This is a genomic window from Pseudofrankia saprophytica, assembly GCF_000235425.2.
In the GTDB taxonomy this organism is placed as follows: domain Bacteria; phylum Actinomycetota; class Actinomycetes; order Frankiales; family Frankiaceae; genus Pseudofrankia; species Pseudofrankia saprophytica.
Map to the genome: position 1 here is coordinate 7930372 of NZ_KI912266.1, position 26020 is coordinate 7956391.

Sequence of the window (26020 nt, forward strand, 5' to 3'; positions counted from 1 at the left end):
AGTCCCGAGAAAGGAATGCAAGAAATAATGTCAGAGTCACCATTCAAGGTCGGTATCGTTGGGACGGGAGTCGGTATTCGTACCCACTTCCCAGGTTTCGCTGCCGTGCCTGGTGTCGAAATTGTCGGTGTCGTCGGTTCCAACCCGCAACGGGCTGCGGAGTTGCTCTCGAATGCGGGCTTGCCGAGTCAACTCGCGTGTTCCCTCGACGAGCTCATCGCCTCGGGCCCAGACCTGGTTGCGGTCACCACGCCGCCGGCCGAACGAGGAACGTTGGTGGGCGCGCTCAGCCGCAGTTCGTGTGCATTGCTCGTCGAGAAACCCGTCGCTCGGGACGCGGACGAGGCGTCGAGGATCTACCAGAGTATTCTGGGGAGCAGCCGACCCGTGTTCCACGGTGTCCAGCTTCGGGGTCTCCCTGCCTTTCAGTATGTGCGGGGGATTGTCCAGGATGGGTTGATCGGAAGGGCTTTCTCGGTGCGACTGCGGGAGCGGACATCTGCGTTCCGAGCAGATAGCGTTGCGGACTGGGTAGGAGCACGGTCTAAGGGAGGTGGAGAGCGACTCGCTATGGGACCGCACTTGCTTGACCTCGGCGTGTTTGTGTCCGGCCACAAGTTTGACGACGTGCCCCGCCCATTTGGATCAGGGCCACACTTCGGAACTGCCGTAACGCCGCGTGGCACATGGATTTCAGCGCTTGCCGACCGCAAGGATGCCGCGGACGAAGCGTTCGGGTGCGGACTCTTCGTCGGCGGCTGCTGGTCTGAACTCTTCTGCACAGGGGCCGGTGCAGGTCCGCGCCTCCTGGAGTTCGATATCGAGGGCACGGAAGGTTTGATCCAGTTCTCCTTCGTCGACGGTCGTGGACGGCTGGACGTCTTCACCGACGCTGAGGAGTGGCATTACCACCTTTCTGAGGGCGGAAATCTCGTTCAGGCGAGCGGCTCCGAACCACCGAAACTGAATCCTTCGCTGTTCAGAGTCGCTTTCCCGTCATACGCTAATGAGATCGTCGCCACACTGCGCGGCGTTTCTGTAGGCCCCAATTTGGCGACGCTGCGTGACGGCATCGACACGCTGGCAATTCTTGACGCGCTCGGGAGGTAGCAATCATGGGATTGTTTGGGAAAGATCGAACACTCAGCCCTGAGCTGAGTTTGCGCGTATCCACGATTGTTCGTTCGGCGTCTATTGCGTCGCTAGCGACGGTGGGCGGGGAGGGCCCGTCAATCTGCGCGGTGTTCTATGTATACCTAGGCGACGGCAGGTTCGGATTCAAGAGCCGGCGAGCGAGTGAACACATGAGGAACGTGGCCCGCAGCCCGAGCGCCTCGCTCCTCGTCGTCAGCCCGGAGAGTACGTACGCGGCCAAGTTTGGTATCCAGATTCGGGGCCAGGTCCGGGCATGCGCCGACGTCGAAGAGATGGCTCAGGTGATCACGCTTTATAGCAGTGCATTTGAAGGCGCCGGCAAGAAGCTCTCTGACCCGGAGACAATGCTCTTGACCTCGACTGAAAGCACGTTCTTTGTCTTCCAGGCTGAGAGGGTGAAGCTCATAGACGAAAGCCCTAGTGCCAACCGCACAACAACCGAGTACGCCAGTTTCCCCGTCGGATGAAGTCTTCCGAGTCGGCGTCGCATTTCGAAACGGAAGAATGGGCAGCTGGAATTGGCCGACCCCTCGGAGTTAGAATTTCTCAGACGGCTGAACGCGGACGTCTTCGAGTGGTACAAACTCGCCGACTCGAAGGCGCAATTCTTGTTGGCGCTGGACGGCGTGTTCATCACGGTCCTGGGATCGGTATTGTTGGGCGCAAACGCGGGCACGGCTGGTGGGATAAATCTGACGTCGTCTGATATTGTCTTCGCATCTGTCGTTGCTATTGGCGTGATCTCGTCAATAGGCTGCGCTCTGGCATGCCTCTTCTCTCGAATGCGAAATGCGAGAATTGGGAGCCTCTTGCGGGGATTTGGTGTTGATGTCGCCGACATCAGTACCTACTCGCCTCGCGTGGCATGGTGGTTTGGAATGATCGCGGTACTTGAGCCGACTCTCGCTGTGGAATATCTGCGTCGAGCGGACGGACCTTTCGAATCCGAGGCGTTGGCGCAACAGATCGTAATCTTGTCGAAGAACGTTTTACATAAGCACCGATGGGTGAATAGAGGTTGGGTGGCGACTGGTGTTGGGCTCGTCGCCCTACTTTGCGCATTTGCCAGTCATTTTGTGACATCGCTTAGGTAATGTGCCTATGTTCTTTTGTTGGTAAATGGAGGTATGCCTGCGCCGGCCGTCCTGCGGAGTGTGCTGTCCGGCTCGGAGCGGAGGTGTCGGAGGCCTGGGCGCGTCCGCCCAGCCGAAGTAGTCGTCGCGGATCAGGTAGTCGGTGAACCCGTCGCGCAAACCCAGGTCCTTGATCGCCTTCGACGAGCGCGACTGGACCGGGGTGTACCAGGCCCGGGGTCCGTACGGTGACCACGTGCGGGCGGCCCGCCAGTGGTTCCCCGTCACGTCGGTATCCTTGTGCGACAGGTTGACCGGTGTCTCGTGTCTCGTCCGCGCATAGCACCGGCTCGGCGCCAGCGCCGCTTTCATCGCCGCGTCGAACCCGGCGGCGGCCAACTGTTCGGCGAGCTGGGCGTTCGCGCGGGCGACGAACCCGGACGACACTGCCTCCCGCAGCAGCCCGTCGGCCAGCCCCGCGGCCCGCTCGACGGGCACGTTGCCCCCCGAGGCCGGCAGCACCGCCACGCCGTTCAGGTTCGGCCCATAGGCACACGACCTGGCCGGGCGAACGGCGCTTCGGTGGTGGTTACCTTCCCGCAGCAGCAGCAGCACCGCCGCGGCAGCACTTGGTGCACCTTCTCCAGCAGCGCCGGCAGCACGTCCCACACCTGCGCCCAGCCCTCGCCCAGCGGCCAACCCCGATCAAGCAACGGCCCCGGCGTGTCACCTCAACATCCGCCCAACTCAGCAGCCCCGCCAGCCCAACCCGTGAGTGGACACTCTATTCGGCGCTGATGATGAACCGGATTGGCAGGGGCATGGACGCCTGGATACGTCCGCGACCGTTCACGACGGTACGCTTTGGCTTCACCGTAGTTCCGATTTGATGCGGACCGGTCGACGCGCCGGCGAGCACGGCGCGCCAGCGCCGCGCGCAGCCGCCGCGCGGCGCCACCGGCAATCTACGCTTGATCCTAAATCGGACGATTCGGCAGTTGGCGCGCTGCTGCGCGGACTCGCGTGCCGACAGGCCACCGGAGTCGGGCCGTCGGGTCTACTCGGACACGACCACACACGGTCCGTTGTCGGGCGGAGGGCTGGCGAACGACCCCATCGATCGGCGCGGGAATGGGTCCCAGAGCGCGTTTGTCGAGCGCGTCGCCGTCATCCTGGTGCCATGTATTCCCGTGGCTGGTGGCGGTGACGTACAACGTCGTCATGGTGCGGGGAGTTGTGAGACGGGCTGGCCGCCGAGTATGCCGCTGGCGAGTGGGCTACGCGCTCGTCCTACTCTTGGCCGCCGGGGGGCTGGTCACCCTGTGGATCATCGCTCCTGTTCTTTATTTGCACACCGGCGGCGCCAAGGCTGACGCCCGTACCGCCGCCGCGGCGACTACCCGGCTGGGGATCATGACTCTCGCTGCTGGACTGATCGCTTTTGCCGGGGTGACACTTAACCTCCGCGAGACCCGCCAAGCCAACGAACTCACCCGGAAACGGGACCGGGACACCCATCTGCGGGAGCTGGACGAACAACGCACCAGCCGCTACACCCAGGCGATCACCCAGCTCGGCTCGGTCACCCTGGACATCCGCCTCGGCGGCATCTACGCCCTCGCACGCCTCGCCAAGGACTCCCCTGACGACCAGCCCACGGTCGTCGAGGTGCTCTCCGCGTTCGTGCGCACCCGCAGCACCGATCCAGGCCTGCGCCCACTCCCGCCCGCCGACGGGCAGGACCCGCCGCCGCGGCCGGCGCCGGACATCCGTACCGCCGTCCAGATCCTCGCCCGCCTCCCCGGGCTCGATGACGTCCCCCGCGCCGACCTGGATGGCGCCGACCTCGCCGGTCCCGCCAGCCTCGCCCGCCTCGTCCTCACGAACGCCGATCTTCGCAACGTCGTGCTAAGCGGGGCGGACCTCACCGGTGCCAGGCTGGATGGGGCGAACCTCACCGGCGCCACGCTGGGTGCGAACCTCGCCTACGCCCGGCTGGAAGGCGCGAACCTCACCGGCGCCTCGCTATATGGGGCGAACCTCACCGGCGCCAGGCTGGATGGGGCGAACCTCACCGGCGCCTCGCTATATGGGGCGAACCTCACCGGTGCCAGGCTGGATGGGGCGAACCTCACCGGCGCCGATCTGAACCGGGCGAGCCTCAGGGTTGCCAAGCTGCACGGCGCAAACCTCACCGACGCCGAGTTGGGACGGACGAACCTCACCGACACCGAGTTGCACGGCGCGGACCTCAGCGGCGTCCGCCGACTGATGCAGGGGCAGGTGGACGTGGCACTCGGGGACGAGCGGACGCGACTGCCAGAGGAGCCGGACAAGATCGTGCGGCCGGCGGGGTGGCCGCCGCCGGCCCCGGAGGAAGAGGTCTGACGGGCGGGCGGGACCCCCTGGGTGTTCGGATGTTCGACCAGCCGGCGAACCTTCCTTTGGACCACCAGGTAGCCGGTCCGGAGCATGAAGGCCCGCCGTTCCACATCAGATCGACCGTCGGCCATGACCTGGGACGAAAACATCAAACATCAGGCGGAGCTGGACAGCCAGGGCTGTTGCGCTACCGCGACGGATGCCGCCCGGTGAACGCGACCTCGTGGCGGCTGGTCCACCGGTAGGTGTGGCCCTCGCGGCGGAGTTCGAGCAGATGTACGCCGGTGACTGGGACCTCGACCAGTGGGACCTCGCGTCGGAGCGTGGCCAACCTTCGAACGACCTCGGCGGCCGGTGGAGTGGCGTTGCAGTAGGTGACGCTGATGTGGGGCTTGAAGCGGGCTGGCTCGGCGGGGACCTGGTCGGCGCCGAGCTCGGCGGCGATGGACTCGCGGAGACGATCGCGGACCTCGGCGACCGGACGCCAGGGGGCAGCCCGGAGGAACGTGCCGCCGGGATAGGCGGCGATCGGGCCAACGGTCAGCGTGAACGGCTCGATGTCCGCCGTGCGGGCGGTGGCCTGCTCGCCGATGCGGGCGGCGGTGCTGGGGTCGACCTCGTCGGGGAAACCGACGCCTTGGACGGTCATGTGGATGCCGTCCGCGGGGACCGGGTCGAGGTAGTCCAGATCGGCCAATGCCTTCTGATGCGCGGCGACGTGGTCGCGGAGGGCCTGGTCGTCGAAGACGACGTACCACGTCAGGTAGTTGCGGCCGGGGCGGTGACCCGGACGCCAGTACCAGTGGTCGGCCATCCGTTCCGTGTGTTGGAAGGCTTCCCAGTCCTCGGCGTCGACTTGGTCCTCGTGAGGGTGCGGCACTCCGTCAGGCTATGGCCGGCGTGAGTCAGGCGTTGGGGGCACGCCATGCGGCAACAGAGTCGGCGACCTCGGCGATTTCGGGGACGCTCGACCAGGGGGCGGCGCTGGTGACCAAGTCCTGGGCGCGGCGGGCCACGATCTGCGAATTGAGGTTGGCGCCGACGGTCAGGGCCTCGGAGACCAGGGCTCCGGCGCGGTCGGGCTCGGCAGTGCGGCCGACGAGGTAGGTCATGCTGGCGTCCACCAGCGTCAGGGCGTGGCTGGCGGCGGAGTTCGACCGGGCGAAGATGGGAATGGCCTGGTCGGTGAACTCACGGACGCGGTCGACGGCGCCCAACGCGAGATAGGCGCTGGCGGCGTTGCCGGCCAGACGCGCGGCGCCGAACGGCTCGAACGACAGGAAGTAGCCGACCGGGTCGACGTCGTCGGCCTGGGCGTGGGCGGTAAGCGCGCGGCTTACGGCGTCGTCCACGCCGCGACGGTCACCCAGCTTCCCGAGAGTGCGCGCTTCGCCGCTGATCGCAAGGCGGATGGACGCGGGACCGCCCGCGGCGTAGCGCTGCCCGTCACGGGCGTAGTCCAGGGCCTGCTTGTACCGGCCCGCGTAGTAGGCGACGAAGCTTTGGGTCCCGCGCACCCACGCGGCGAGGTCGCGATGGCCGGCGGCCTGGGCCAGGCTCATGGCCTCGTTGCAGTAGGCGCGGGCGAGCAACTCGTTGCCGAGGTCGAACGCGAGGTAGCCGAGCAGGCCGGACAGCTTGCCGGCCACGACGTACAGCTCGCCGCGGTAGCGCGGGTGCTGGTGGCCGTTCATCAGCTCGGCGACGTAACGGCGCTGGCGCAGCGCGGTCGGGTAGACGGAGCTGGCGTCGGATGCCTCGTAGCGGCGGCCGATCAGGTCCACGCTCATGTCCAGCTGCTCGACCGCGGCATCGTCGACGTTCGACGCGGCGAACAGCTGCATGCGGTGGGTGACCTCGTCCAGCTCGTCATCGGCGGCCAGGACCACGCTGGCGGCGGTCGCGGCGAGAACCGTCCGCCGGTCCGGGCCGGTGCGCTCGGCTACTGGCGGTTCGCTGGTCGTTGCCGGCTCGGCGAGTCCGAGCAGGGCGCGGGGAATGTCGAGGCCACGCGCGAACCGCTCGTACATATCCAGGCTGGTGACCTGGCGCTTTCCCCGCAGGATGTGCGAGATGTGCGACTGCGGGACTTCGCAGGCGGTGGCGATCTGTGTTTGGGTCGCGCCGGTCCACCGCTGGTAGATCCTCAGGACAGCGCCGATATCCCTGCTGGCCAGGGCTTGTGTGACGTCGGGGCGCTGCCAGAATCCGGGCGGGGTGACGGGGCGGGGGCTGCGTGGGGTCATGTGCGCGGGCCTTCCGTGCGGGCGGCGGTTCCCTACCGTGTCGGTGGCGGCACTATGCGGAAGTGTAGCCACGGTTCGTATACGTCCGTAGCTCTTTCCGATGCGCACTGATCGCGGAAAGGCTCCGGCCAACCCCGCCGCGCGGTCAACGGCGCCCGATGCGGCGGGGTGACCTGGGCCGGTGAGCGGATCGGAGAGCGACAGATGGTGCAGGACCTGGCGGACGACGCGGAGCAGGGTGGCGGGCTCGATGTGGCGACAGACGGCGGGGATGTGTCCCCATGGAAGAGTGCTTCGCCGGGGGTGGTGGCCACGCCATGGGCAGGGGACGACTGGGCGCTCGTGGTCGGGACGGGCTCGGATCTGGCGGAGCTGTGCGCCCAGATCGCGAAGCTTCCGGCAGGCCTGGAGTTCGTCGAGGCGTTCGGCGACGTCGACCTGGTCCTCGTGTACCGGCCGGCCCAGCAGGCGCCAACCCGGCGGGAGCTACTCGGCGCGCTCGTGGACCAGGTGGTCGAGCACGGCGGGATGCTCGTCGGGCCGGTCGGTCCGGGTGGGCTGTCGGCGGGCGAGCGGTTCATGACCTCGGCGGAACGGGTCGCGTTCGCGGCCGGGCAGGCCGACGCGCTCGGCGCGATGCGCCGCGCGCTGACCGGGATGGGGAAACCACGAACCGACGCGCACGGCATACCGGCGGTGTCGTAGGCGACCGACTCCAGACGGCTGGTGGGCTGGACCTGGCGGGCTGACGTCCGCGGGTCCGGCCCTCGTCATTTCCCGGGCCGTGGGCTCGCCGGTGCCTACGCCGGGGCGAGGTGGCGCGCGATCTGCTCGACGTGACGCTCGATGCGCAGCACGGCGGCGAGGATCTGCGCGGCAGTCTCCGCGGACGTGGGGTCGTCGGCGGGTGGCTCGGCGAGCAGGACACGCAACAAGCGGTCGTCGGGCCAGCCGAGGGCGCGGCAGATGGCGGTCAGGGTGGCGTTCTGGACGCGGCGGCCGGTCGCGCCGCGTTGGAGCGCGCGCACGGTCGAGACAGAGACACCGGCGGCGTTGGCAAGCTCCTGCTGACCGATCCGGCGGGCGGCCATGCGCCGGTTGAGCGCGTCGGCGACTGCCGCCCAGTCCTCGCCGTCGACCGGTCCGCGGGCGGTGTGCGGCCTGGCCGATAGGTTGTCCGTCGTCCCCATGGATCAAGCAAACTCGCCCTTTGGCTCGAAAGCAAACAGCGCCTGGCGGGTGATCGTGGTTTATACCCTGGCGTCATACACAGGCGCATAGCAGGTTGGCGAGCGGTTCATGGCGCGCGCATCGTTAACGCACCCCCAAAGTGTCCGGATGGTCCGGATGCGCGGGTAGGAGGTGTGGCGCGGTGGCGATTCCTCGTCGGATTCCGGTGGCGTTCGGAGACGTGTTCCCGAACGGTGCCTACGTGCTGGGTGTGGAGCCCTCGAACGACTTCGAAAAGGTCCAGGCGGGTGCGCACGACACGCAGGAGCGTGACCCGCACTCGGGTCTGCTCGTGTGGGCGGTGCGGGTCCTGGATGCGGACCCGGCGGCGCGGACGGCGGAACTGAAGGTGAAGATCGCGGCCGAGGTCGCGCCGGTGCCGCCGGACCCCGTTCCGGGGACGCCGTTTCGGCCGGTGGAGCTGGTCGGGGTGCAGGTCATCCCGTGGCTGGACCTGAACGGCCAGCGGCCGAAGCTGATGTTCGCGCTGCGGGCGTCTGGCATGCGGCCGGCGTCGCCGCTGCCGGCCCGTCAGAACCCGGGAGCGGCGGCGTGAGCGGCGACCGCGTGTCCTCGATGACACGGCTGTCGGCGGATCTCACCGTCGGCGGCGGCGCGGTCATCGACCTGCACACCTACCCGCACCGATCTCCAATCCTGTCCCTGCATATGGGCGCGGTGTCAGTCACGATCGCCTTCCCGACCGGCGACCTCGGCGAGGCGCCGATGCGGTTCGTGCGCGAGTTCGCGGACGCTGCCGCGCGGTTCACCGAGGACTGCGAACGCTTCGCCACGACTAAGCGCAACACGCCGGGCGGCTCGGCGCCCGGTCCGGTCTCGGCGGAGATTCCGCCGGCCTCACGCGCGGTCTGAGCGCGCTTTCTCGCGGGCTTCCCGGGGCGCCGGGCCGATAGCCGTCCGGCGCTCCGGGGCCTGCCCGCCTTTCTCTTTCGTGTTTCTGCCCCTGGCTTTGCCGTGCCGTGAAACGGGTGGTGCTTTGTCATGCCGAGAATCAACGGGGATCGTCCGGTCCCGTCGCTGCCGGCGCGGCACGACAAAATCCGGGTCCCGCTATGGGTGCTGCTCGTAGGCCTGGCGGCCCGGCTCGTGGGCCGGCTGGTCCTCCTGCTGATGCGGCACCCGATCGCGGTTGCCGTGTTGGTCGTGCTGACCGCGTTCTACCGGGCAACGGGTCTGCTCGGCCTCGGCACGTTGGCCGCCGCGGTCGTGCTCGTGTCCATGGCCTGGCGGCTGGCCCATCGGTCGTCGTTCAACCAGGCGGCCTGGTGGGCCTGGGGCCGGCTGCGGCTCGTGTTCGTCTACCGGCGGCGGTGGCGGGCGGCGACGGTGCATTGCGGCCTGGCGATCCGGATCCCTGCGTCGAACGCGGAGCGGGTGACCTTCGACGAGTACTTCCCGCGCATCCGAGCGTTCCGCACCTCTCGCCCCGTCGAGTCCCTGCGGGTGGAACTGCTTCCCGGCCAGACCCCGCAGACCTGGGCAGAGCAGGCGGAGGCGCTGCGCCACGTCTACCGGACGCGGGCGTGCCGGGTCCGTGCGGAGCGGGTCGGTTTCGTCTGGGTCGACTTCTACCGCCGCGATTCGCTCGGTCGCACTGTGGCGCCGTACCCGGTCGACGGTCCGGACGCGCCGGGCGCCGGGCTCGAGAACCTGGTCGTTGGCCGGCGGGAGGACGGCCGGCCGTGGCTGCTGCAGCTGCGCGGCTCGCACGTCCTGGTGGCCGGCGCCACCGGGTCGGGCAAGGGCTCGGTGCTGTGGTCGCTGATCCGCGCACTTGGCCCGGCGGTGCGGGACGGCCTCGTCGAGCTGTGGGTGTGTGATCCCAAGGGCGGGATGGAGATGGCGGCCGGCGCACCGCTGTTCGCCCGGTTCGCCTACGACCTGCCCTCCATCGCGGACCTGCTCGACGACGCGGTGACGCGGATGCAGGCGCGGGCTGACGTGCTGCGCGGGGTGACTCGGCTGCACGAGCCGACCCGGGATGAGCCGCTGATCGTCGTGGTCGTCGACGAGATCGCCGCGCTGACCGCGTATGTCACCGACCGGGACTTGAAACGGCGGCTGTCGGCCTCCCTGCCGCTCCTGCTGTCGCAGGGCCGCGCGCCTGGCGTCGTCGTGGTCGCGGCCGTCCAAGATCCGCGCAAGGAGACGTTGCCGTTCCGGGACCTGTTCCCGGTCCGGGTCGCGCTGCGGCTGGTCGAGGCCGATCAGGTCGACCTTGTCCTCGGCGACGGCGCGCACGACAAGGGCGCGCGCTGCGAGGACATCGGCACCGATCAGCAGGGCACGGGCTATGTCGCCGAGGACGGCGGTGCCGAACCGGTCCGCGTCCGCGCCTCGTTCCCGGATGACGCGGAGATCCGCCGCACCGTCGACCGCTACCGGCTGCCCGCCGCGGGGCCGGTTCTTGCGCTGCCCGCGCCGTCGACAGCGCCGGACCTCGTCGATCTCCTGCGGCTGCGCGGCGCCCGGGCCGTTGACGATCTCAGCCCGCCGGTTCGGCCTCGGCGGCGGACGTGGCCGTGGCGCAGGGCGGCCGGCGCGCGACCCGGCCCGCATCCCGAAACGGGCGGCTGGGTGCCTGACCTCGCCGAGTACGGCAACCCCTGGGGCGACCAGTGACCACCCCCGGCCCGGACGGCGCGACGCCCGGCGAGCAGGAACCGCGGCCCGGTTCCCGGCTCGCCCGGCTACGGATGCCGCTCGCGCGCCATGTCGTCGAGGCGGTCGCGGTCGAGGAAGGCGTGTGCGTGCGGCCGATCGCGCTGCGCCGGGTCGACCTCGACACCGGCGAGACGACGATCATCCCCGCACCCTGCGGCGCCACCCTCGCCAGCAAATGCCCGCCCTGCGCCGAGCGGGCGCGGCGACTACGGATGGCGCAGTGCAAGACCGGCTGGCACCTCGACGACGAACCCCTCCCGCCACCAGACCCGCCCGACGACGACGCCAAACAACTCGCCCGGCTGCGCGCGGACCTCGAAGCGATCCGGGCCGAGGCGGAGCAGGCAGGCGACCTGGCCGGCGTCGCCGATGCCGACCAGGTGATCGGTCACGTCGACGAAGCCCTCGCCGACCTCGGCGTCCGCGGCAAGGCCGCACCGGACGATCGGACGCGGCCGCGGCGGAGCAGGTCGACGAAACGGCGTCAGGACGTCGCCGACCTGCCTCGGCTCCCGGTCGACAAGCGCACTGTCGGGCGGACGTATGTGGCGGCGGATGGCACGGCCTGGCGGCCGTCGATGTTCCTCACGCTCACCTGCGACACCTATGGCAAGGTCCTCGGCGACGGAACCCCGGTAGACCCGGACGGCTACGACTACCGGCGGGCGGCCCGCGACGCGATCCACTTCCCGAAACTCGTCGATCGGTTCTGGCAGAACCTGCGCCGCGCGGTCGGCTGGGACGTCCAGTACTTCGCCGTCCTGGAGCCACAGCGGCGGCTCGCGCCGCACCTGCACGCCGCGTTCCGCGGAACGGTTCCCCGGGTCGTGCTGCGTCAGGTCGCGGCGGCGACCTATCACCAGGTGTGGTGGCCGCCCACCGACGCGCCGGTCTACGCGCCCGATGGCCCAGGGCTGCCGGTGTGGGACGAGCAGGCGGCCGGCTACGTCGACCCGGCGACCAAGGCAGCGTTGACGTCGTGGGATGAGGCGCTCGACGCCATCGGCCCGGACGATCAACCCGCGCACGTCGTCAGGTTCGGACCACAGATCCAGGCCGACGGCGTCACGTCGAACAGCGCCACGGCCGGACGGCTGATCGGCTACCTGACCAAGTACCTCACCAAGTCGCTGGACGCCTGCCACGCCGTCGACACCGACCGGCAGCGCGCGCACGTCGACCGGCTCGCCGCGGCGCTGCGCTACGAACCGTGCTCGCCCACCTGCGCCAACTGGCTCCTACACGGCATCGCGCCACGCAACGCCCGGCCCGGCCTCGTCCCCGGCCGATGCAAGGGCAAGGCACACCGGCGCGAAACGCTCGGCTTCGGCGGCCGCCGCGTCCTGGTCTCCCGCAAATGGTCCGGCAAGACGCTGTCCGACCACAAAGCCGACCGGGTCGACTTCGTCCGGGCTCAGCTCGAAGCCCTCGGCCACCGACCCGACGCAGGCAGTCCAGCCGAGCAGACGACCGGCGACCCGGCCGGCGCGCCGCGCGTCTCCTGGGAACTGATCCGGCCCGGCGACCCGAACGCGCCACGACGCGAACACCTGATCATCCACGCGATCGCCAACCGGCAACGCTGGCACGCCCAGCTGGCGAACCCCACGACGACCGGGCCACCCGCCGGCGGCAGCGCGCTGCCAGACGTGGCCTGACCTGGCCTCCCTCGACTCCCGCGACAGGAGGAACGACGTGACCAAGCTCCTGCTCACCCCCGTCGAGGCGGCCGAACTGCTCGGCCTCGGACGCTCGACCGTCTATGAACTCCTCACCGCCGGCAACCTCGAATCGGTCCAGATTGGGCGGGCTCGCCGCATCCCACACGCCGCGCTGCTCGCCTACATCGACCGACTCCGCGACGAGCAGAACGGCGCCGCGGCATGAAACCGGCAGCGTGCAAGCAGGCGCGCGGACCACCTCGGCGACCTGGCGGACGGCGCCGGAGTTCGTCCCGCTCTCGGCAACTCCCGCGTCCGGCAACACGGAACACGGATCGAAAGGCGGCCCCGGTAGGTGCGGCAACACCCACCGGGACCTGAGGCGCACCCCTTGAACACCGCAAGGAGCAACACCCTGATGGACATCTTTCCGTTTGACGACGCCACGCCGTGGCGCACCCCCGAAACCGGCCCGGCCCTCGTCTACGTCCGCGCCACGCCCGACGGCGACCGGGAGCTGACGATCCGGCCCGGCGCCGACGCCATCGACCTCGTGGCCGCGCTCGCGACGCTCCCGCCTGGCGTGATCTTCCTGGAGCACTTCGGCGACGTCGACGCGGTCCTCGTCTTCCGGCAGAACCCCGCCGGACCGCCGGAGCTGGACGGCATCCCACTCTTCCCGCCATCCCCGCTGGTCCCGGCCGGCGCGGCGCGCGGCTGAGCCACCGGGGTACCTCCCGCTCCCCACTTCTTTCCCGGTTCTCTGCTGGCGCTTCACACCGTCGGGGGGCCGGACGGGTCCAGGGTCGGCCGAAGGCCGATCGCGCAGCGACGCGCAGCGCCCTGGATGCGGCCGGACCCCCGACGGACCCTCCCCGCGCCAGAGAACCGAACGCCACCGGAACCGGAAGACCGCATTCCTTGCCCTCGTCCCTCTCATAGAAGGAGCACAACCCAGATGGCGCGTTCGATCTCTCCGCAACCGTCGGACGAAGGTTCCGGCAGCTCCCGACCCGCGGGCGACCCGGTCGACGGCACGCCGTCCGGCGAGGCCAAGCCCGCGCGGAAGAAGGGGGCCAGCGACAAGAAGAAGTCCCGGCGGGCGCACGGCGACGGCGGCCTGTTCCAGCGGTCCAGCGATGGCCTGTGGGTCGGCCGCGTCGACCTCGGTTGGAAGGACGGCAAGCGCGTCCGCAAGACCGTCTATGCCAAGACGCAGGCTGAGTGCCGCACGAAGCTGGAGAAGCTGAAGCGGGCCGCCGAACTCGGCGTCAACGTCACGGCGGAGCGGCGCACGGTTGAGAAGTGGCTCGCCGAGTGGCTGACCATCAAGGCGGCCGACGGCACCCGGCCGTCGACTTTGCGCTCGTACCGCTGGCTGATCGCGTCGCACATCGTCCCGGCGATCGGCCGTATCCAGCTGGACAAGCTCACCCCGCTCGACGTGCGCCGGCTCGTCGCGGCGGCGAAGGCGGCCGGGCTCGCCCCGACGAGCGTCCGCCATGTTCACGGGCTGATCCGCAACGCGCTGTCGGAAGCGGAACGGCTGGACCTGGTGCCGCGCAACGTCGCCAAGGCGGTCAGGGCGCCGTCCGCGCCGCACGCGCAGGTTCGAGCGCTGCGCCCCGAGGAAGCGCGCCGGCTTGTCGAGGTGCTGCGCAGCGATCGGCTCGAAGCTGTCTTCGCGTGCGGGCTCATGCTCGGCCTGCGGCGCGCGGAGATCCTCGGCCTGCGCTGGGACGACGTCGACCTCGACGGCGCTGTGCTGCACGTCCGGCACGGCCTCCAGCGGGTCGACGGCAAGCTCGCCTTCGTCCCGACGAAGACCGAACGGTCGCGGCGCCGGCTGCCCATCCCGCCGCGGCTCGTCGAGATCCTGCGCCGTCACCGTGCGGCACAGCGAGCCGAACGAACCGGCCGCGGCGATGCCTGGAAGGAAACCGGCCTCGTTTTCACGACGACTATCGGCACGGCGCTGGAGCCGAGAAACGTCAACCGCCATTTCGACCGGATCCGCAAGGAAGCGGGCCTTCCGTGGCTGCGGCTGCATGACCTCCGCCACGCATTCGCGACCATGCTTTAACTAGGCAATGTTGCATCTGATGCAACATTCGGCAGTTTCTGTGATCGCCCGCGAGCGGGAGTTTCTGTGCCAGTGGGGTTTCTTCGCGCGGGCTGACGACATGGGCGACATGCCGTCTGACCTGCTGTGATCACTCCTTCGATGCATTCGATGACAGATTGCGGCGTCTGGTGACGTTGCGTTCGGTGCCGCGATGTGGCGGCTGGCGCAACGCGTAGGGAGACGCTGATATGCGGTCGAGGACCGCGGGCACGGCGGCGCTGGCGCTCGTGGACGGCGCGACGCCGCTGCGGGCGGAGCCGGTGCTGTTCGACGAGATGCTGGCAGGTTTCCGCCGCCAGCAGGTCAGCCGCCGGCTGAGCTCGTCGCTGATCGACGGCCGGGAACGGGTGGTGCGCCGTTTCCAGGCGGCCAGCGGCAGCTGGCCGTGGACGTGGACGCCGGCGCAGCTGGAGGGCTGGGTCGCCGCCGGTGGCTGGGCGCACTCGACGGTGCGCAACTACCAGGGCGCGGTCGGAATGTTCTGTGACTACGCGTGCGACCCGCGGTATGGCTGGGTCGCCGAGTGCGAGCAGCGGGTCGGCCTGGCGCCGAGCCGGATCTGCCACGACGAGAACATGGCGACGCACGTCGCCGACCACGAGGGCCGCCCGGAGCGGCGGCCGCTGACGCGCGCCGAGCTGCAGGCGTTCTTCGACGCGGCCGACGACTGGGTCGAGCAGTTGGCGGGCAGCCGGCGCAAGGGCTGGCTGCAGGCGTTCCGCGACGCGGCGATGTTCAAGGTGATCTACGGCTGGGGGCTGCGCCGGGCGGAGGCGGTCCATCTTGACCTCGCCGACTTCTCGACGAACCCGGCCGCGCGGCAGCTGGGCTCGCTGGGTGTCTGCCATGTCCGGTTCGGCAAGGCGATGCGGGGCGGTCCGCCGCGGCGCCGCGCGGTCGCGACGGTGTTCCCGTGGGCGGCCGGGGTGCTCGAGGAGTACCTGACGGTGGTCCGCCCCCAGTTCCCGGGGTCGGCCGGCCCAGCGGTCTGGCTGACCGAGCGCGGGAACCGGATCTCGACCCGGTCGGTGGACGACCGGTTCGCCCGGTGGCGGGCCGCGGCGGGGCTTCCCGCCGATCTGTCCGTGCACTGTCTGAGGCATTCGTACGTTTCGCACCTGATCGAGGATGGGGTCGATCCGTTGTTCGTCCAGCAGCAGGTCGGCCATTCGTGGGCCTCGACGACCGCGACCTACACCACCGTCGGTGCGGACGCGAAGAACCGGATGCTTACCGCGGCGCTCGCGGCGGTCCTGCACGCCGTGGCCGGGACGGAGGACCGGTGAGCGCGCAGGTCGGCTACTACTGGCATCTGCGGAAGCTGATGGCCGAGCGTGGGCTGTTCGCGACGACGGCGCTGGTCCCGCTGCTCGCCGAGCGGGGTGTCCGGCTTTCGCGCGAGCAGGTCTACCGGCTGGTGACCGGCGTCCCGGAGCGGCTGTCGCTGGTGACGCTCGCCGCGCTCTGCGACATCCTCGGCTGCGCGCCCACAGACCTCGTCGAGCCCTACCGGGGCCGGCCCCGGCGCGCCGCCGACCCCGGTGCGTCCGCGGCACTGGCGGACACGGCACCGTCGGACACGACGGCACCGGCCACGACGGCGCCGCGGGCGGTGTCCTCGCCGGTCGTGATGCCGTTGCGGCCCCGGCGCGCCGAGATCACCGCCGTCCCCGGCCCGGGGACCGGGTCATGACCGGCCCCTGGGCGTCTCGGCTCGAGAAGGTGGCGGCCCGCCGGGTGGCGGTGACCGCGGCGGTGGCGGCCGCCGACCCGGCCCTACCGGCCGACGTGATCGCCGCGGCGGTGGGCGCGGTCAGCGGCGCGAGCCTGCGGCACCTGGCCGACGCGCTGGCCACGGACCCGGCCGCGCTGAGCGTCGGCGCGCCACCGGCGGTCGGACGGCTCGTCGAGACGCTGATCGCGGTCGGTGGCGCGCTGCCGGTGCCGACATGCGCGCGCTGCGGCGCGACCGGCCGTCCGCTGACCCGCCAGGGCGACGGGCAGGGGCTGTGCTCGCGCTGCCACAACCGGGCCCGGGCAACCGCCTGCGTGCGCTGCGGGATCGTCAAACCGGTAGCCGGCCGCGACCCGCAGGGCCAGCCGGTCTGCGCGCGCTGCGCGGACCGGGTCCAACGCCGCTGCGGTGTGTGCGGCACGGTGCGCCGGATCGCGCGGCGCGCGCACGACGGCCAGCCCGACATCTGCGTGAACTGCTTCACGCTCCCGGAGGCGGTCTGCTCGGTCTGCGGGCGGCGGCGGCCCTGCGCGTTCGCCAGCAGCGACGCCCCGCTCTGTCAGAGGTGCACGCCACGGCGCGCGCTGCCGTGCGCCCGCTGCGGCGCCACCCGGCCACCGGCCGTCCGCTGGCCCGAGGGGCCGGTCTGCGACCCGTGCTACACGGCGGCGCTGCGCCACCGCGGCACCTGCGCGTCCTGCGGCCAGACCCGCCGCCTCGTCCATCCCCCCGGCGTCGACGCCACGACCTGCGCCGACTGCACCGGTCTGCCGGTCACCCACCGCTGCGTCGACTGCGGCCTCGAGGACAAGCTCTTCGACGCCGGCCGCTGCGCGACCTGCTCCCTGCGACGCCGCACGACCGTGCTGCTCGCCGCCGACGACGGGCAGGTCCCGGCCCACCTCGCCGCCGTGGCCGAGGCGATCTGCGCGACCCCGAACCCCTACACCGCGTTGAACTGGCTGCGCACCGGCGCGGCCAGCGCGCTGCTCGCCGACCTGGCCGCCGGCCGGCTGCCAACCAGCCACGAGGCGCTCGACGCCCATCCCCGCCGCGGCGCAGCCGACTACCTGCGCACCCTGCTGGTCGCCCACCAGCTACTCCCGGCACGCGACGAGGCACTCGCCCGCGCCGAACAGCGCCTGGCCCGCCGGCTCGCAGACGTCGAACCACCCGAACACCGACGTGTCGCAACCGCCTACGCCACCTGGCGGGTCCTGCGCCGCCTGCGCCGCCGCGCGGAACACTCCCGCGGCCCCCGGACGGTGACCGCCCGCGCCACGCAACTCGTCCACGTCACGATCGCGTTCCTCGCCTGGCTGCACGACCACGGCACCACCCTGGCCGAGCTCGACCAGCACACCGTCGACCTCTGGCTGACCAGCGGCGCCCCGTCCGCCCACGACGTCGGCGACTTCCTCGCCTGGACCGCCGGGCGCGGCCACACCCGAGCGCTGACGGTCCCCGCCCGCCCCCGACCAACCGGCCCGGCCACCAGCGAGGACGAGCGGACCGCGCTGCTCGCCCGGCTCCTGCACGACGACACCGTCGAACTGACCGACCGAGTCGCCGGTGCACTGCTGCTCCTCTACGGCCAACAACTCTCCCGCATCGCCGCGCTCACGACCAGCCAGGTCCACCAGTCGGGCGACACCGTGCACCTGCAGATCGGCACCGAACGCATCCACCTGCCCAAGCCGCTCGCCAGCCTGGTCCCGCGGCTACGCGACGAAGGCCGTCCCCACGTCGGCGTCGGCTCACCCGCCACGACCGGCTGGCTGTTCCCAGGCCTGCTCCCCGGACAACCGATCACCCCCGCCCGGCTCGGGGAGCGTCTGCGCAAGCTCGGGGTCTCCGCGGTCGCCGGTCGCCGCGCCGCGATAACCCAGCTCGCCGCCGAACTCCCCACCGCCGTCCTGGCCGACATGCTCTCGATGCACCCGACCACCGCCGCCCGCTGGACCGCTCAGGCTGGGGGCACCTGGCACCACTACGCCGCTGAACTCGTCCGTGACCGTGACTACCAGCCCTGACGAATAGCTACCAGTCGATCTTCTCCCATGGCGCTACTCAACACCCCTGGAACATTGCTGCCTACCGGTTTCACCGAAGGCGTCCCGGCCCGCACCGTGATGGAGCTGCTCGGCCACTCGACGATCCAGCTCACCATGAACACCTACACCCACGTCATGCCCGAGACCCAGCGGGACGCGGTCGCCAAGCTTGACCGGTGGTTCGACGGCCACCAGGACCAGGGCGACGAGCACGACCAAGACGACACGGATCAGACCGACGACGAGACGGCGTGACCAACCTCGCGCACGACCACGGCGCCCTGGGCCACCTCGCCCGGGGCGTCGTTCGTCTCCCGGAACCCCTGGGGTACAGACTTGGGTACAGAACGCAAAAACAGGCGGTGACTTTGCGTCATACCGCCTGCTTGCTACGGGTGCGCCGCCAGGGACTTGAACCCCGAACCCGCGGATTAAGAGTCCGCTGCTCTGCCAATTGAGCTAGCGGCGCATGTTCCTCGGTCTTGCTTCTTGGTGCGATGTTGCCGTCAGGCACGTTTCCGTGTCGACGTGGACGACTGTACCAGCTCCCGGGGCGGGTGGGTGGGCCGGGACACCCGTCCCCTGCGCCAGTCCCGCCTCCTCGCGGCAGCGCCCACGCTCGATCAGGACGACTGGCGTGGTGGCGTCCAGCGTGGCGGCGGCAGGACGCAGGAGCGATCGAGGCGGACAGCCGAGGCGTCAGCATATATTGACGGCCTCTTCCCGTCAGCATATGTTGACGACATGTCGATCGTCGATCCGGGCACCGAGCTCGACGCCGGTCTCGGTGATGCCACGAAGACGGCCGATCCCGATCTGGGGCTGCGGGCCGTGGCCCGGCTGCGCCGGCTCGTGGAGCAGTTGGAGGCCGAGCAGGTCGCCGCGGCCCGGCGGGCGGGCTGGTCCTGGCGGGAGATCGCTACCCGGCTCGGCGTCACGAAACAGACCGTGCACCGCAAGTACCACCGGGCTGTCGAGACCTCCGTCGAGACCGCTGGAGACCTCTGACGAGGGCCGCTGACGAGAGCTGAGGAGGGCGCATGTTCGACGGTGACCACCCGGATCTGGGTCGATCGGTAGGCCGGGCACAGGCACTGGCCCGCGGCCTTGGGCATGATCGCGTCGGAAGCGAACACCTCCTGGTGGCGCTCGCGACGGGCGACGGCCGCGACAGCGACGGCAGTCACGGCACCGTCGCGGCAGCACTGGGCAGGCATGGAGCGACGGCGGCCGCGGTATGGGAGGCACTCCTCGCGGCCGCACCCGGTGGTGCCGGAATGGCCGCCGACCGAGACACCCTGGCTGTTCTCGGCGTGGACGTCGACCGGCTTCTTCGTTTCGCCGGCGCGCGGTCGCTGGATCGACCACCCCGGCGCGAACCGCTGCTCCCCCTGGGAGCCGCCGCGGCGAGGCGGCGATGCGCCCAGCTGAGTCCACCGCTGGGCCTGGACGCACAGGCGGCCTATGAGGCGTCGCTTCGCCTGGCGCTTGCCCGCCGTGAACGCGCGCACCGACCCGAGCACCTTGCCCTCGCGCTCGGCGTCCTCGACCCGGGCGTCGCCTGGGTGCTCGACCGCGCGGGCGTGGACAGGCACGCCCTTGTCACCGATCTGGCGGCCAGCTTCCCGCCGCCGCGCCGCAACCCGGTGCTGCGCTCGGAACGCCGGCTCGGGCGCCAATCTCGCTGCCGTGACCTCATCCGGAGATATGAGCGCACCACGGGACGCACCGCCACGGCCGGCGACGCCCTCGCCGTGCTCGTCGCTGGCTAACCGTCGCCACGGAACGGCGGTTCACGCGCGGCGGACGTGGCCTCGGCGTGTACCCGCGGAGAATGGTGGGGCATGACCGACGACCGCGCGGAACCCGAGCGCGAGGAACCCAGGGAGGACGATGAGCCGGCACCGCTTCCTTGACCACCCCGGGCCGATCCCGTTGGCGCACCGGGGCGGGGCTGGGCCGTGGCCGGAGAACTCCTGGCCGGCGTTCGAGAACGCCGTAGCGCTCGGGTACCGCTACCTGGAGACCGACGTCCGGGTGACCCGCGACGGGACGGCCATGGTCCTGCACGACTCGACCCTGGAGCGGGTGGCGGCCCGGCCGGGCCGGCTCGCCGACCTGCCCTGGGCCGAGGCCAGCCGGATCCGCCTGCGCCGTCCACCCGCTCCCGCTACCTCCGAGATGCCGTCCTCGTCGCCATCGGCGGCCAGCCAAGCCGTGTCCCATTCCCCTTTCGGTCCTCCCTCCGACGGCTCGGCGGTGGACAGCCCTCACGCCGGCGACCCGCCTGGCGACCCGGTTGGCAACCCAACTGGCAATCCAGGCGCCGCTGTCATCGGTGGCGCCGAGGCCCGTTCCGGGAGCAGCTGGGCAGGCTCGGATGAAGACGAAGGGGAGCCGATCCCGCGGCTGGACGAACTCCTGGACCGTTGGCCAGACATCCGGCTGAACCTGGACGTCAAGGAGCCGGCCGCGCTCGAGCCGACGCTCGCGGCGCTGCGTCGGGCGAATGCGCTGGACCGGGTCTGTGTCACCTCGTTCGACGACGCGGTCGCCCGCGAGGCGCGCCGGCTGGCCGGGCCGGGGTTGTGCGTCGGGGCGGGGATGTCCGCGATCGCCATGGCCCGCCTGTGCAGCGTGCTCCCCCCATGGCTGAGCGCCGCCAGAAGAGGCTGGCGGCGACCCGCAGGCGGCGGCCTTCACCTGAACGGCGACCGTGACCGCGACGGCCACGGCAGCGACCACAACCACAGCCACGGCCACGGTGGCCACGACGGTGGCCATGGTCACGGCCGTGGCGTGGGCCGGGCCGGATCTCGGGCGAACGGCGTGCTGGACGCCGGGGCAGGCCACGGCACCCCGCCCGGTGATGTGGGCGCGGGTGACCGCACCTGGGCCGCCGCTGGTCACCGTGGCGACGGCTCAGGCGGCCCCGGGTCAGGGGGTTCCGGGTCAAGGGGTTCCGCGTCGAACGGCTACAGGGTGAACGGCTACAGGGCGGACGGCGACGCGACCTCGATACCGGCGCAGGCCTCCGGGGCGGCGAACGGACAGCCGCGGCGACCTCGCGGTCTGATCGGGCGCGACGTCGTGCAGGTGCCGGTGGCGTTCCGGGCGCTCCCGGTGTGCGACGCGCGGTTCGTGCGTTACATGAACACGCTCGGTCTGCCGGTCCACGTCTGGACGGTCAACGACGAGGCGACGATGTCGATGCTGCTCGAGCTCGGCGTCGACGGCATCATCACCGACCGCCCGGAGCTGCTGCGCGACGTTCTGCGCCGCCACAACCTGTGGTCGGCCGCCTGACCTGACATCGCGCTGCCAGACCCGCCGACGCCGGCGCACGCCGGGGCAGGCCGGGGCAGGCCGGGGCGCTCGTTCACCGGGCGGCGGCGGCATTCGCCAGCAGGACCGCCGTCACCAGTACCGCTGCCAGCAGAACCGCCGTCAGCCCAGCCAGCACCGTCAGCCCAGCCGGGACGTCGTCAGTCAGCCCGACCATCGCGTCAGCCAGCCGGGCCGCCGTCAGCATCGCCGGCGCTGTCACCATCGCCACCGCCGTGGCCGTGGCCGTGGCCGCCATCGTCGTTCCGCTCGGTGGCGAGGGAGGCCGCGATGCCGTCGAAGAGCCAGGTCAGGCCGTCGGCGAAACGACGGTCGGCGGCGGCGGTCTCGGCCTCGTGGGCGTGGATCACCGAATCGATCCCGAAGGCGGCGATGTGCGGGTACTCGCCCGTCTCGACCAGCCGGCGTAGATAGCCCTCGGCCGCCCGGAGCCACGAGACGGGCTGGACGCCACCGCCGGCCGTCCTCGCGCCGCCGGCCGTCCTCGCGTCGTCAGCCGCGCCGCCGGCGGCGTTGTCGGCCGCCTCGTCGGCTTGGAACTTCCGCAGGCCAGCCAGTTCGCGGACGACCTGGCCGATCGTGTACGTATCCACGGCGACCAGGATTGCGATCTTCTGATCCCGGTCGACGTCCAGCCCGGAGAGGGCGGCGAGCGACTGATCGAAATGACGCAGCGCGTTCGGGCCGATCACGGCGTGCCTGTGGACCACCGACAGCATCCACGGATGGCGGCGCGCCGCGGCGCGGGTGTGATGAGCAATCATGCGCATCGCCTCCCGCCAGTCCGCCGGCAGTTCACCGGGAACCACCACCGCCGCGGCCGCCTCGTTGACCATCAGGTCGATCAGGTCCTGTTTGCGGGAGAAATGCGAGTACAGGCTCATAGGCCGAGCCCGAAGCGCTCCGGCCACCCGTCGGATGGAGACCGCGTCGATGCCCTCGGCGTCCGCGATCGCCATCGCGGCGGCGACGATCGCCTCCCTCGTCAGCGCGGACGAGCGTTCGGCGCGCCGAGGGCGCAGCCACAGCGCCTCCAACGCCTCGGGATCGTCACCGGGCGCCAGGTCCGAACGGTCCGATCCCGGCGGAACCCCCGGCCCACCGGGATAGGCGGGAGTATCCGGGGTCGCCGGCCCGCGGCGGGGACGGCCTGGCCAGCTCAACAGGCCGAAGGCATCTCCCGCGCCCGCGTGTCGCCCTTCCACCGCGCCCGCGGCCCCGGCGGCACCAGGCTGACCGGCGGGCGTGACGTGCCCAGGCTCGTCGCCCGAGGCCGGGTCACCGAACGGGGCCGGCCCGGCGGCGGCGACCTTCGGCGCGCGGGGCGTGTCCGCGTGGCCTCGCATCGCCCCAGGATACGGAGCTGATTGAACCGTGTCCGGACTCTGAGATCTCCTGGCCACACGCGGGAGCGGCGGCGCAAGGATGTAGCGCAGGGATATGGCGCAGGCGTATGCGGAGCGGCGGAGAACCCGCCGGCTCCACGACTCGATACGCCGTATCGGAGGCGATACGCTGTATCGGCCGGCCGTGGGTGGTCATCCCCGAGGCCGGCCGACAACACCTACCTCGCGCCACGACCGGGCACCCACCACTCCTACGGAGAGGCCGATGAGCTCGTCATCCCCCGCGGCACCTCGAAGCTCCCGGATCGCCGATCCGGAAGGAACCTCGGCCACATCCGCGCCGGTCGGCTCCGGAGCTGGAGCTGGAGCTGGCGTCGGCGCGAAGAGCGACAAGCTCGACCCGGCGCTGGTCCGGCTCGCCCTCGTCATCCTGGTCGGCGTCGTCGCCGTGCAACTGGACGCGACGATCACCTCGGTCGCGATCCAGACCCTCGGCAAAGAGTTCGACGTAGGCGTCTCGACGATCCAGTGGGTCTCCACCGGCTACCTGCTGGCGCTGGCGATGGTGATCCCGCTGACCGGCTGGTCGGTCGAGCGGTTCGGCGGCAAGCGGATGTGGATCATGTCGCTGGGCATGTTCCTGGCCGGCTCGGCGCTGTGCGGCGTCGCCTGGTCGGCGAGCAGCCTGATCGGTTTCCGGGTGCTGCAGGGCCTGGGCGGCGGTCTGCTGCTGCCGCTGATGCAGACGATCCTGGCGCAGGCGGCCGGCCCCGCTCAGCTGCCGAAGGTGATGGCGGCGGTCTCCATCCCGGCGGTCGTGACTCCGGTACTCGGCCCGGTACTCGGCGGCCTGATCGTCGACAACATCAGCTGGCGCTGGATCTTCTTCATCAACATCCCGGTCTGCCTGATCGCGATCTTCCTTGCGCAGCGTGTTCGGCCTGCCGACACCCGGGCCGGCGAACGCCATCCGCTCGACCTCGTGGGTCTGGCGCTGCTCTCCCCCGGCCTGGCCGTCGCCGTCTACGGCTTCTCGGAGGCTGGCAGCAAGGGCAACTTCGCCAACGCGCACGTGCTGGTCCCGATGCTGATCGGCCTGGCGCTGCTCGCCGCCTTCGCCGTGCACGCGCTGCGCACCAAGGTCGAGCCGATCATCGACCTGCGGCTGCTACGCAACCCGGCGTTCCTCGGCTCGACCACCCTGATGTTCCTGTTCGGCATGTCGCTGTTCGGCGCCATGTTCCTGACGCCCCTCTTCGAGCAGATCGCCCGCGGTCGGGACGCGACCGGCGCCGGGCTGCTGCTCGCGCCGCAGGGCCTCGGCCTGGGAATCGGGATGATCGCGGTCGCCCCGCGGGCGAACAGGATCTCCCCGCGGGTGATGGTGATCTCCGGTCTCGCGCTGACCGTGCTCGGCTCGGTCGCCTATACCCAGGCCGGCCGCGGCCCGAGCGAGTGGCTGCTCGGGTTCTCACTCGCTATCCGGGGTGTCGGCATGGCCGTGACGATGATCCCGGTGATGACCGCGACCTACCACGGGCTGCGTCACGACCAGATCCCCCGGGCGACCACGGCGTCACGGATCCTGCAGCAGATCGGCGGCTCGATCGGGACCGCGGTGCTGGCCGTCGTCCTCGCTACCCAGATCCGCGGGCACGCGGGTCCCGGCGCCTCGATCGCGGTGGCGGGCGGCTCGGGGGACGGGCCGATCCCCAGCTGGGTCGGCGACGCGTTCGGGACGACGTTCTGGCTGCCGGTGATCTTCATGGTGGTCTCGGTGCCGGCGGCCTTCCTGCTGCCCAGGCGCCTCGCCGGCTCCGAGGCCGCCGCGACCGGGCCCTCGGCGACGACCGGGCCCTCGGCGACGACCGAGGCCGCCGGCGTCGGCGCGGCCGTGTCCGTGTCCGTGTCCACGGATGGCGTCGAGATCGTGACCGCCGCTCCCAGCGTGGCGGCGGGCACGCCGGAGGTCGTCGCGATCGAGGAGAACGCGAACGGGCAGGAGCCGTTGTCGTCGCCGGTCCCACGATCGGCCAACGATCAGGCCCAGGGCGCCGCGGTGTTCGACTAGCGCGGTGTTCGACTAGCGCGGTGGTTGCTCGCGAGGCGGCCCGGCGCGGGGACGAGGGTCTTCCTGGAAGCCCTCATCCCCGCGCCCTGCCGTCAGCGCGGGGCCATCCGGATGGCGCCGTCGAGACGGATGACCTCGCCGTTGAGCATCGGGTTGGCGACGATGTGCTCGACCAGGGCGGCGTACTCGTCCGGGTCGCCGAGCCGGCTGGGGTGCGGGGTCTGCTTGCCGAGGGAGTCCTGCGCCTCCTGCGGCAGGCTCGCGAGCAGCGGCGTCGCGAACAGGCCGGGCGCGATCGTGACGACGCGGATCAGCTTGTCGGCGAGGTCGCGGGCGATCGGCAGCGTCATGCCGACGATGCCGCCCTTGGAGGCGGAGTAGGCCGCCTGACCGATCTGTCCGTCGAACGCGGCGACCGACGCCGTGTTGACGATGACGCCCCGCTCGCCACCGGGCAGCGGCTCGGTCCGCGCGATCCGCTCCGCGCCGAGGCGGAGCACGTTGAACGTGCCGATCAGGTTGACGCCGACGACCTTGGCGAACAGGTCCAGCGAGTGGACGCCCGCCCGGCCAAGGACCCGGGCCGGCGGGCCGATCCCCGCGCAGCTCACCACCACGCGCAGCGCCCCCAGCTCCTCGGCCACGTCGAGGGCCGCGGCGACCGCGCCCTCGTCGGTGACGTCGGCCGCGGCGAACCGGGCCCGCTCGCCTAGCTCCGCGGCGGCCCGCTCACCGGCGCTGGTCGGCAGGTCGAGCAGCACCACGCTCGCCCCGGCCTTGGTCAGCCGCGTCGCCGTCGCGAGCCCAAGGCCCGAGGCACCGCCGGTGACGACGGCTACCGCACCCGCTATCTCCACGTGTCCTGCCCCTCCACGTCCGCGTTCTCCCGATGGGTCGACGCACGCTTGTGTC

26 protein-coding genes, 1 tRNA gene and 1 pseudogene are annotated in these 26020 nt (G+C 70.9%); 20 read left to right on the plus strand and 8 right to left on the minus strand.

The genetic code is table 11. From position 1 onward, the window contains the following. The first annotated feature begins 27 nt into the window (after positions 1-27). From FRCN3DRAFT_RS52140 to FRCN3DRAFT_RS58340, 3 genes are read left to right on the plus strand one after another with little or no spacing between them, the layout of a single operon-like run. The gene (locus tag FRCN3DRAFT_RS52140) at positions 28-1110 is read left to right on the plus strand and encodes a Gfo/Idh/MocA family protein (RefSeq protein WP_157845288.1); all 1083 of its coding nucleotides are present in this window, start codon (positions 28-30) and stop codon (positions 1108-1110) included. A 5-nt stretch (positions 1111-1115) separates the two neighbouring features. Next, positions 1116-1622, plus strand: coding sequence for a pyridoxamine 5'-phosphate oxidase family protein (locus FRCN3DRAFT_RS52145; protein WP_007507702.1), 507 nt, complete (start codon positions 1116-1118; stop codon positions 1620-1622). 51 nt (positions 1623-1673) lie between these two features. Beyond that, positions 1674-2249: a Pycsar system effector family protein gene (locus tag FRCN3DRAFT_RS58340; RefSeq protein ID WP_483414353.1), complete on the plus strand. Its 576-nt coding sequence runs from the start codon at positions 1674-1676 to the stop codon at positions 2247-2249. Positions 2250-2357: 108 nt separating this feature from the next. Here the strand turns inward: FRCN3DRAFT_RS58340 and FRCN3DRAFT_RS0233500 are convergent. Next, positions 2358-2920: pseudogene (locus tag FRCN3DRAFT_RS0233500) on the minus strand (IS66 family transposase); the annotation flags it as partial. Between the two features lie 604 nt (positions 2921-3524). Here FRCN3DRAFT_RS0233500 and FRCN3DRAFT_RS0233505 point away from each other — a divergent pair. Continuing rightward, positions 3525-4616: a pentapeptide repeat-containing protein gene (locus tag FRCN3DRAFT_RS0233505; RefSeq protein ID WP_232794233.1), complete on the plus strand. Its 1092-nt coding sequence runs from the start codon at positions 3525-3527 to the stop codon at positions 4614-4616. Between the two features lie 181 nt (positions 4617-4797). Here FRCN3DRAFT_RS0233505 and FRCN3DRAFT_RS0233510 read toward each other — a convergent pair whose 3' ends face one another. Further along, positions 4798-5490, minus strand: coding sequence for a 2'-5' RNA ligase family protein (locus tag FRCN3DRAFT_RS0233510; RefSeq protein ID WP_007507697.1), 693 nt, complete (start codon positions 5488-5490; stop codon positions 4798-4800). A gap of 25 nt (positions 5491-5515) precedes the next feature. Next, a complete protein-coding gene (locus tag FRCN3DRAFT_RS0233515; RefSeq protein ID WP_007507695.1) occupies positions 5516-6856 on the minus strand; it encodes an NsdA family TPR-like regulatory protein in 1341 nt (446 codons plus the stop codon). 204 nt (positions 6857-7060) lie between these two features. Between FRCN3DRAFT_RS0233515 and FRCN3DRAFT_RS0233520 the strand changes: the two genes are divergently transcribed. Then, positions 7061-7561 (plus strand): hypothetical protein, encoded by a 501-nt coding sequence (locus FRCN3DRAFT_RS0233520; protein WP_007507693.1) that lies wholly within the window; start codon positions 7061-7063, stop codon positions 7559-7561. Between the two features lie 95 nt (positions 7562-7656). On the opposite strand, the gene FRCN3DRAFT_RS0233525 is transcribed toward FRCN3DRAFT_RS0233520, so the two are convergent. After that, the gene (locus FRCN3DRAFT_RS0233525) at positions 7657-8046 is read right to left on the minus strand and encodes a helix-turn-helix domain-containing protein (RefSeq protein WP_007507691.1); all 390 of its coding nucleotides are present in this window, start codon (positions 8044-8046) and stop codon (positions 7657-7659) included. 182 nt (positions 8047-8228) lie between these two features. Here FRCN3DRAFT_RS0233525 and FRCN3DRAFT_RS0233530 point away from each other — a divergent pair, with 182 nt between their 5' ends. The 11 genes from FRCN3DRAFT_RS0233530 (at position 8229) to FRCN3DRAFT_RS47455 (ending at position 18601) form a co-directional block, all read left to right on the plus strand. Beyond that, positions 8229-8642, plus strand: a complete 414-nt coding sequence (locus FRCN3DRAFT_RS0233530) for a hypothetical protein (RefSeq protein ID WP_007507690.1) — start codon at positions 8229-8231, stop codon at positions 8640-8642. Then, a complete protein-coding gene (locus tag FRCN3DRAFT_RS0233535; RefSeq protein WP_007507688.1) occupies positions 8639-8959 on the plus strand; it encodes a hypothetical protein in 321 nt (106 codons plus the stop codon). Before FRCN3DRAFT_RS0233530 ends, FRCN3DRAFT_RS0233535 begins: the two co-directional genes overlap by 4 nt. A gap of 129 nt (positions 8960-9088) precedes the next feature. Continuing rightward, positions 9089-10729, plus strand: a complete 1641-nt coding sequence (locus tag FRCN3DRAFT_RS0233540) for an FtsK/SpoIIIE domain-containing protein (RefSeq protein WP_007507686.1) — start codon at positions 9089-9091, stop codon at positions 10727-10729. Beyond that, on the plus strand, positions 10726-12429 hold the full coding sequence (locus FRCN3DRAFT_RS0233545) for a replication initiator (RefSeq protein ID WP_007507685.1): 1704 nt from the start codon (positions 10726-10728) through the stop codon (positions 12427-12429). The genes FRCN3DRAFT_RS0233540 and FRCN3DRAFT_RS0233545 overlap by 4 nt, the downstream gene beginning before the upstream one ends. 37 nt (positions 12430-12466) lie before the next feature. Then, positions 12467-12658, plus strand: coding sequence for a helix-turn-helix domain-containing protein (locus FRCN3DRAFT_RS0233550; protein ID WP_007507683.1), 192 nt, complete (start codon positions 12467-12469; stop codon positions 12656-12658). A 192-nt stretch (positions 12659-12850) separates the two neighbouring features. Then, the gene (locus FRCN3DRAFT_RS0233555) at positions 12851-13153 is read left to right on the plus strand and encodes a hypothetical protein (protein WP_007507682.1); all 303 of its coding nucleotides are present in this window, start codon (positions 12851-12853) and stop codon (positions 13151-13153) included. 126 nt (positions 13154-13279) lie between these two features. Further along, on the plus strand, positions 13280-14515 hold the full coding sequence (locus FRCN3DRAFT_RS0233560) for a site-specific integrase (RefSeq protein WP_106410327.1): 1236 nt from the start codon (positions 13280-13282) through the stop codon (positions 14513-14515). A 230-nt stretch (positions 14516-14745) separates the two neighbouring features. Then, on the plus strand, positions 14746-15843 hold the full coding sequence (locus FRCN3DRAFT_RS47445; RefSeq protein WP_007507678.1) for a tyrosine-type recombinase/integrase: 1098 nt from the start codon (positions 14746-14748) through the stop codon (positions 15841-15843). Then, complete coding sequence (locus tag FRCN3DRAFT_RS50790) at positions 15840-16250, plus strand: helix-turn-helix domain-containing protein (protein WP_007507677.1); 411 nt, start codon at positions 15840-15842, stop codon at positions 16248-16250. Before FRCN3DRAFT_RS47445 ends, FRCN3DRAFT_RS50790 begins: the two co-directional genes overlap by 4 nt. Next, on the plus strand, positions 16247-18325 hold the full coding sequence (locus FRCN3DRAFT_RS0233580; RefSeq protein ID WP_007507675.1) for a site-specific integrase: 2079 nt from the start codon (positions 16247-16249) through the stop codon (positions 18323-18325). The genes FRCN3DRAFT_RS50790 and FRCN3DRAFT_RS0233580 overlap by 4 nt, the downstream gene beginning before the upstream one ends. A gap of 27 nt (positions 18326-18352) precedes the next feature. After that, on the plus strand, positions 18353-18601 hold the full coding sequence (locus tag FRCN3DRAFT_RS47455) for a tyrosine-type recombinase/integrase (RefSeq protein WP_007519937.1): 249 nt from the start codon (positions 18353-18355) through the stop codon (positions 18599-18601). A gap of 141 nt (positions 18602-18742) precedes the next feature. Here FRCN3DRAFT_RS47455 and FRCN3DRAFT_RS0233590 read toward each other — a convergent pair. Beyond that, a tRNA-Lys gene (locus tag FRCN3DRAFT_RS0233590) sits at positions 18743-18815 on the minus strand. A gap of 275 nt (positions 18816-19090) precedes the next feature. Here FRCN3DRAFT_RS0233590 and FRCN3DRAFT_RS0233595 point away from each other — a divergent pair. The 3 genes from FRCN3DRAFT_RS0233595 (at position 19091) to FRCN3DRAFT_RS53630 (ending at position 21652) form a co-directional block, all read left to right on the plus strand. Beyond that, positions 19091-19354, plus strand: a complete 264-nt coding sequence (locus FRCN3DRAFT_RS0233595) for a sigma factor-like helix-turn-helix DNA-binding protein (RefSeq protein WP_007519941.1) — start codon at positions 19091-19093, stop codon at positions 19352-19354. Between the two features lie 32 nt (positions 19355-19386). Continuing rightward, positions 19387-20118, plus strand: a complete 732-nt coding sequence (locus FRCN3DRAFT_RS0233600) for a Clp protease N-terminal domain-containing protein (RefSeq protein WP_007519943.1) — start codon at positions 19387-19389, stop codon at positions 20116-20118. Positions 20119-20239: 121 nt separating this feature from the next. Beyond that, entirely contained in the window at positions 20240-21652 is a 1413-nt protein-coding gene (locus FRCN3DRAFT_RS53630) for a glycerophosphodiester phosphodiesterase family protein (protein WP_007519944.1), read from the plus strand. A gap of 73 nt (positions 21653-21725) precedes the next feature. Here FRCN3DRAFT_RS53630 and FRCN3DRAFT_RS54485 read toward each other — a convergent pair whose 3' ends face one another. Then, a complete protein-coding gene (locus FRCN3DRAFT_RS54485; protein ID WP_198536069.1) occupies positions 21726-21878 on the minus strand; it encodes a hypothetical protein in 153 nt (50 codons plus the stop codon). Continuing rightward, complete coding sequence (locus tag FRCN3DRAFT_RS50110; protein WP_007519946.1) at positions 21853-23037, minus strand: TetR/AcrR family transcriptional regulator C-terminal domain-containing protein; 1185 nt, start codon at positions 23035-23037, stop codon at positions 21853-21855. Before FRCN3DRAFT_RS50110 ends, FRCN3DRAFT_RS54485 begins: the two co-directional genes overlap by 26 nt. A gap of 265 nt (positions 23038-23302) precedes the next feature. Between FRCN3DRAFT_RS50110 and FRCN3DRAFT_RS0233620 the strand changes: the two genes are divergently transcribed. Further along, entirely contained in the window at positions 23303-25108 is a 1806-nt protein-coding gene (locus FRCN3DRAFT_RS0233620) for a DHA2 family efflux MFS transporter permease subunit (protein ID WP_007519947.1), read from the plus strand. Between the two features lie 92 nt (positions 25109-25200). On the opposite strand, the gene FRCN3DRAFT_RS0233625 is transcribed toward FRCN3DRAFT_RS0233620, so the two are convergent. Next, positions 25201-25965 carry a 3-hydroxyacyl-CoA dehydrogenase gene (locus FRCN3DRAFT_RS0233625; RefSeq protein ID WP_007519948.1) on the minus strand — a complete coding sequence of 255 codons (765 nt, stop codon included), beginning with the start codon at positions 25963-25965 and terminating at the stop codon, positions 25201-25203. Positions 25966-26020: the final 55 nt, after the last annotated feature.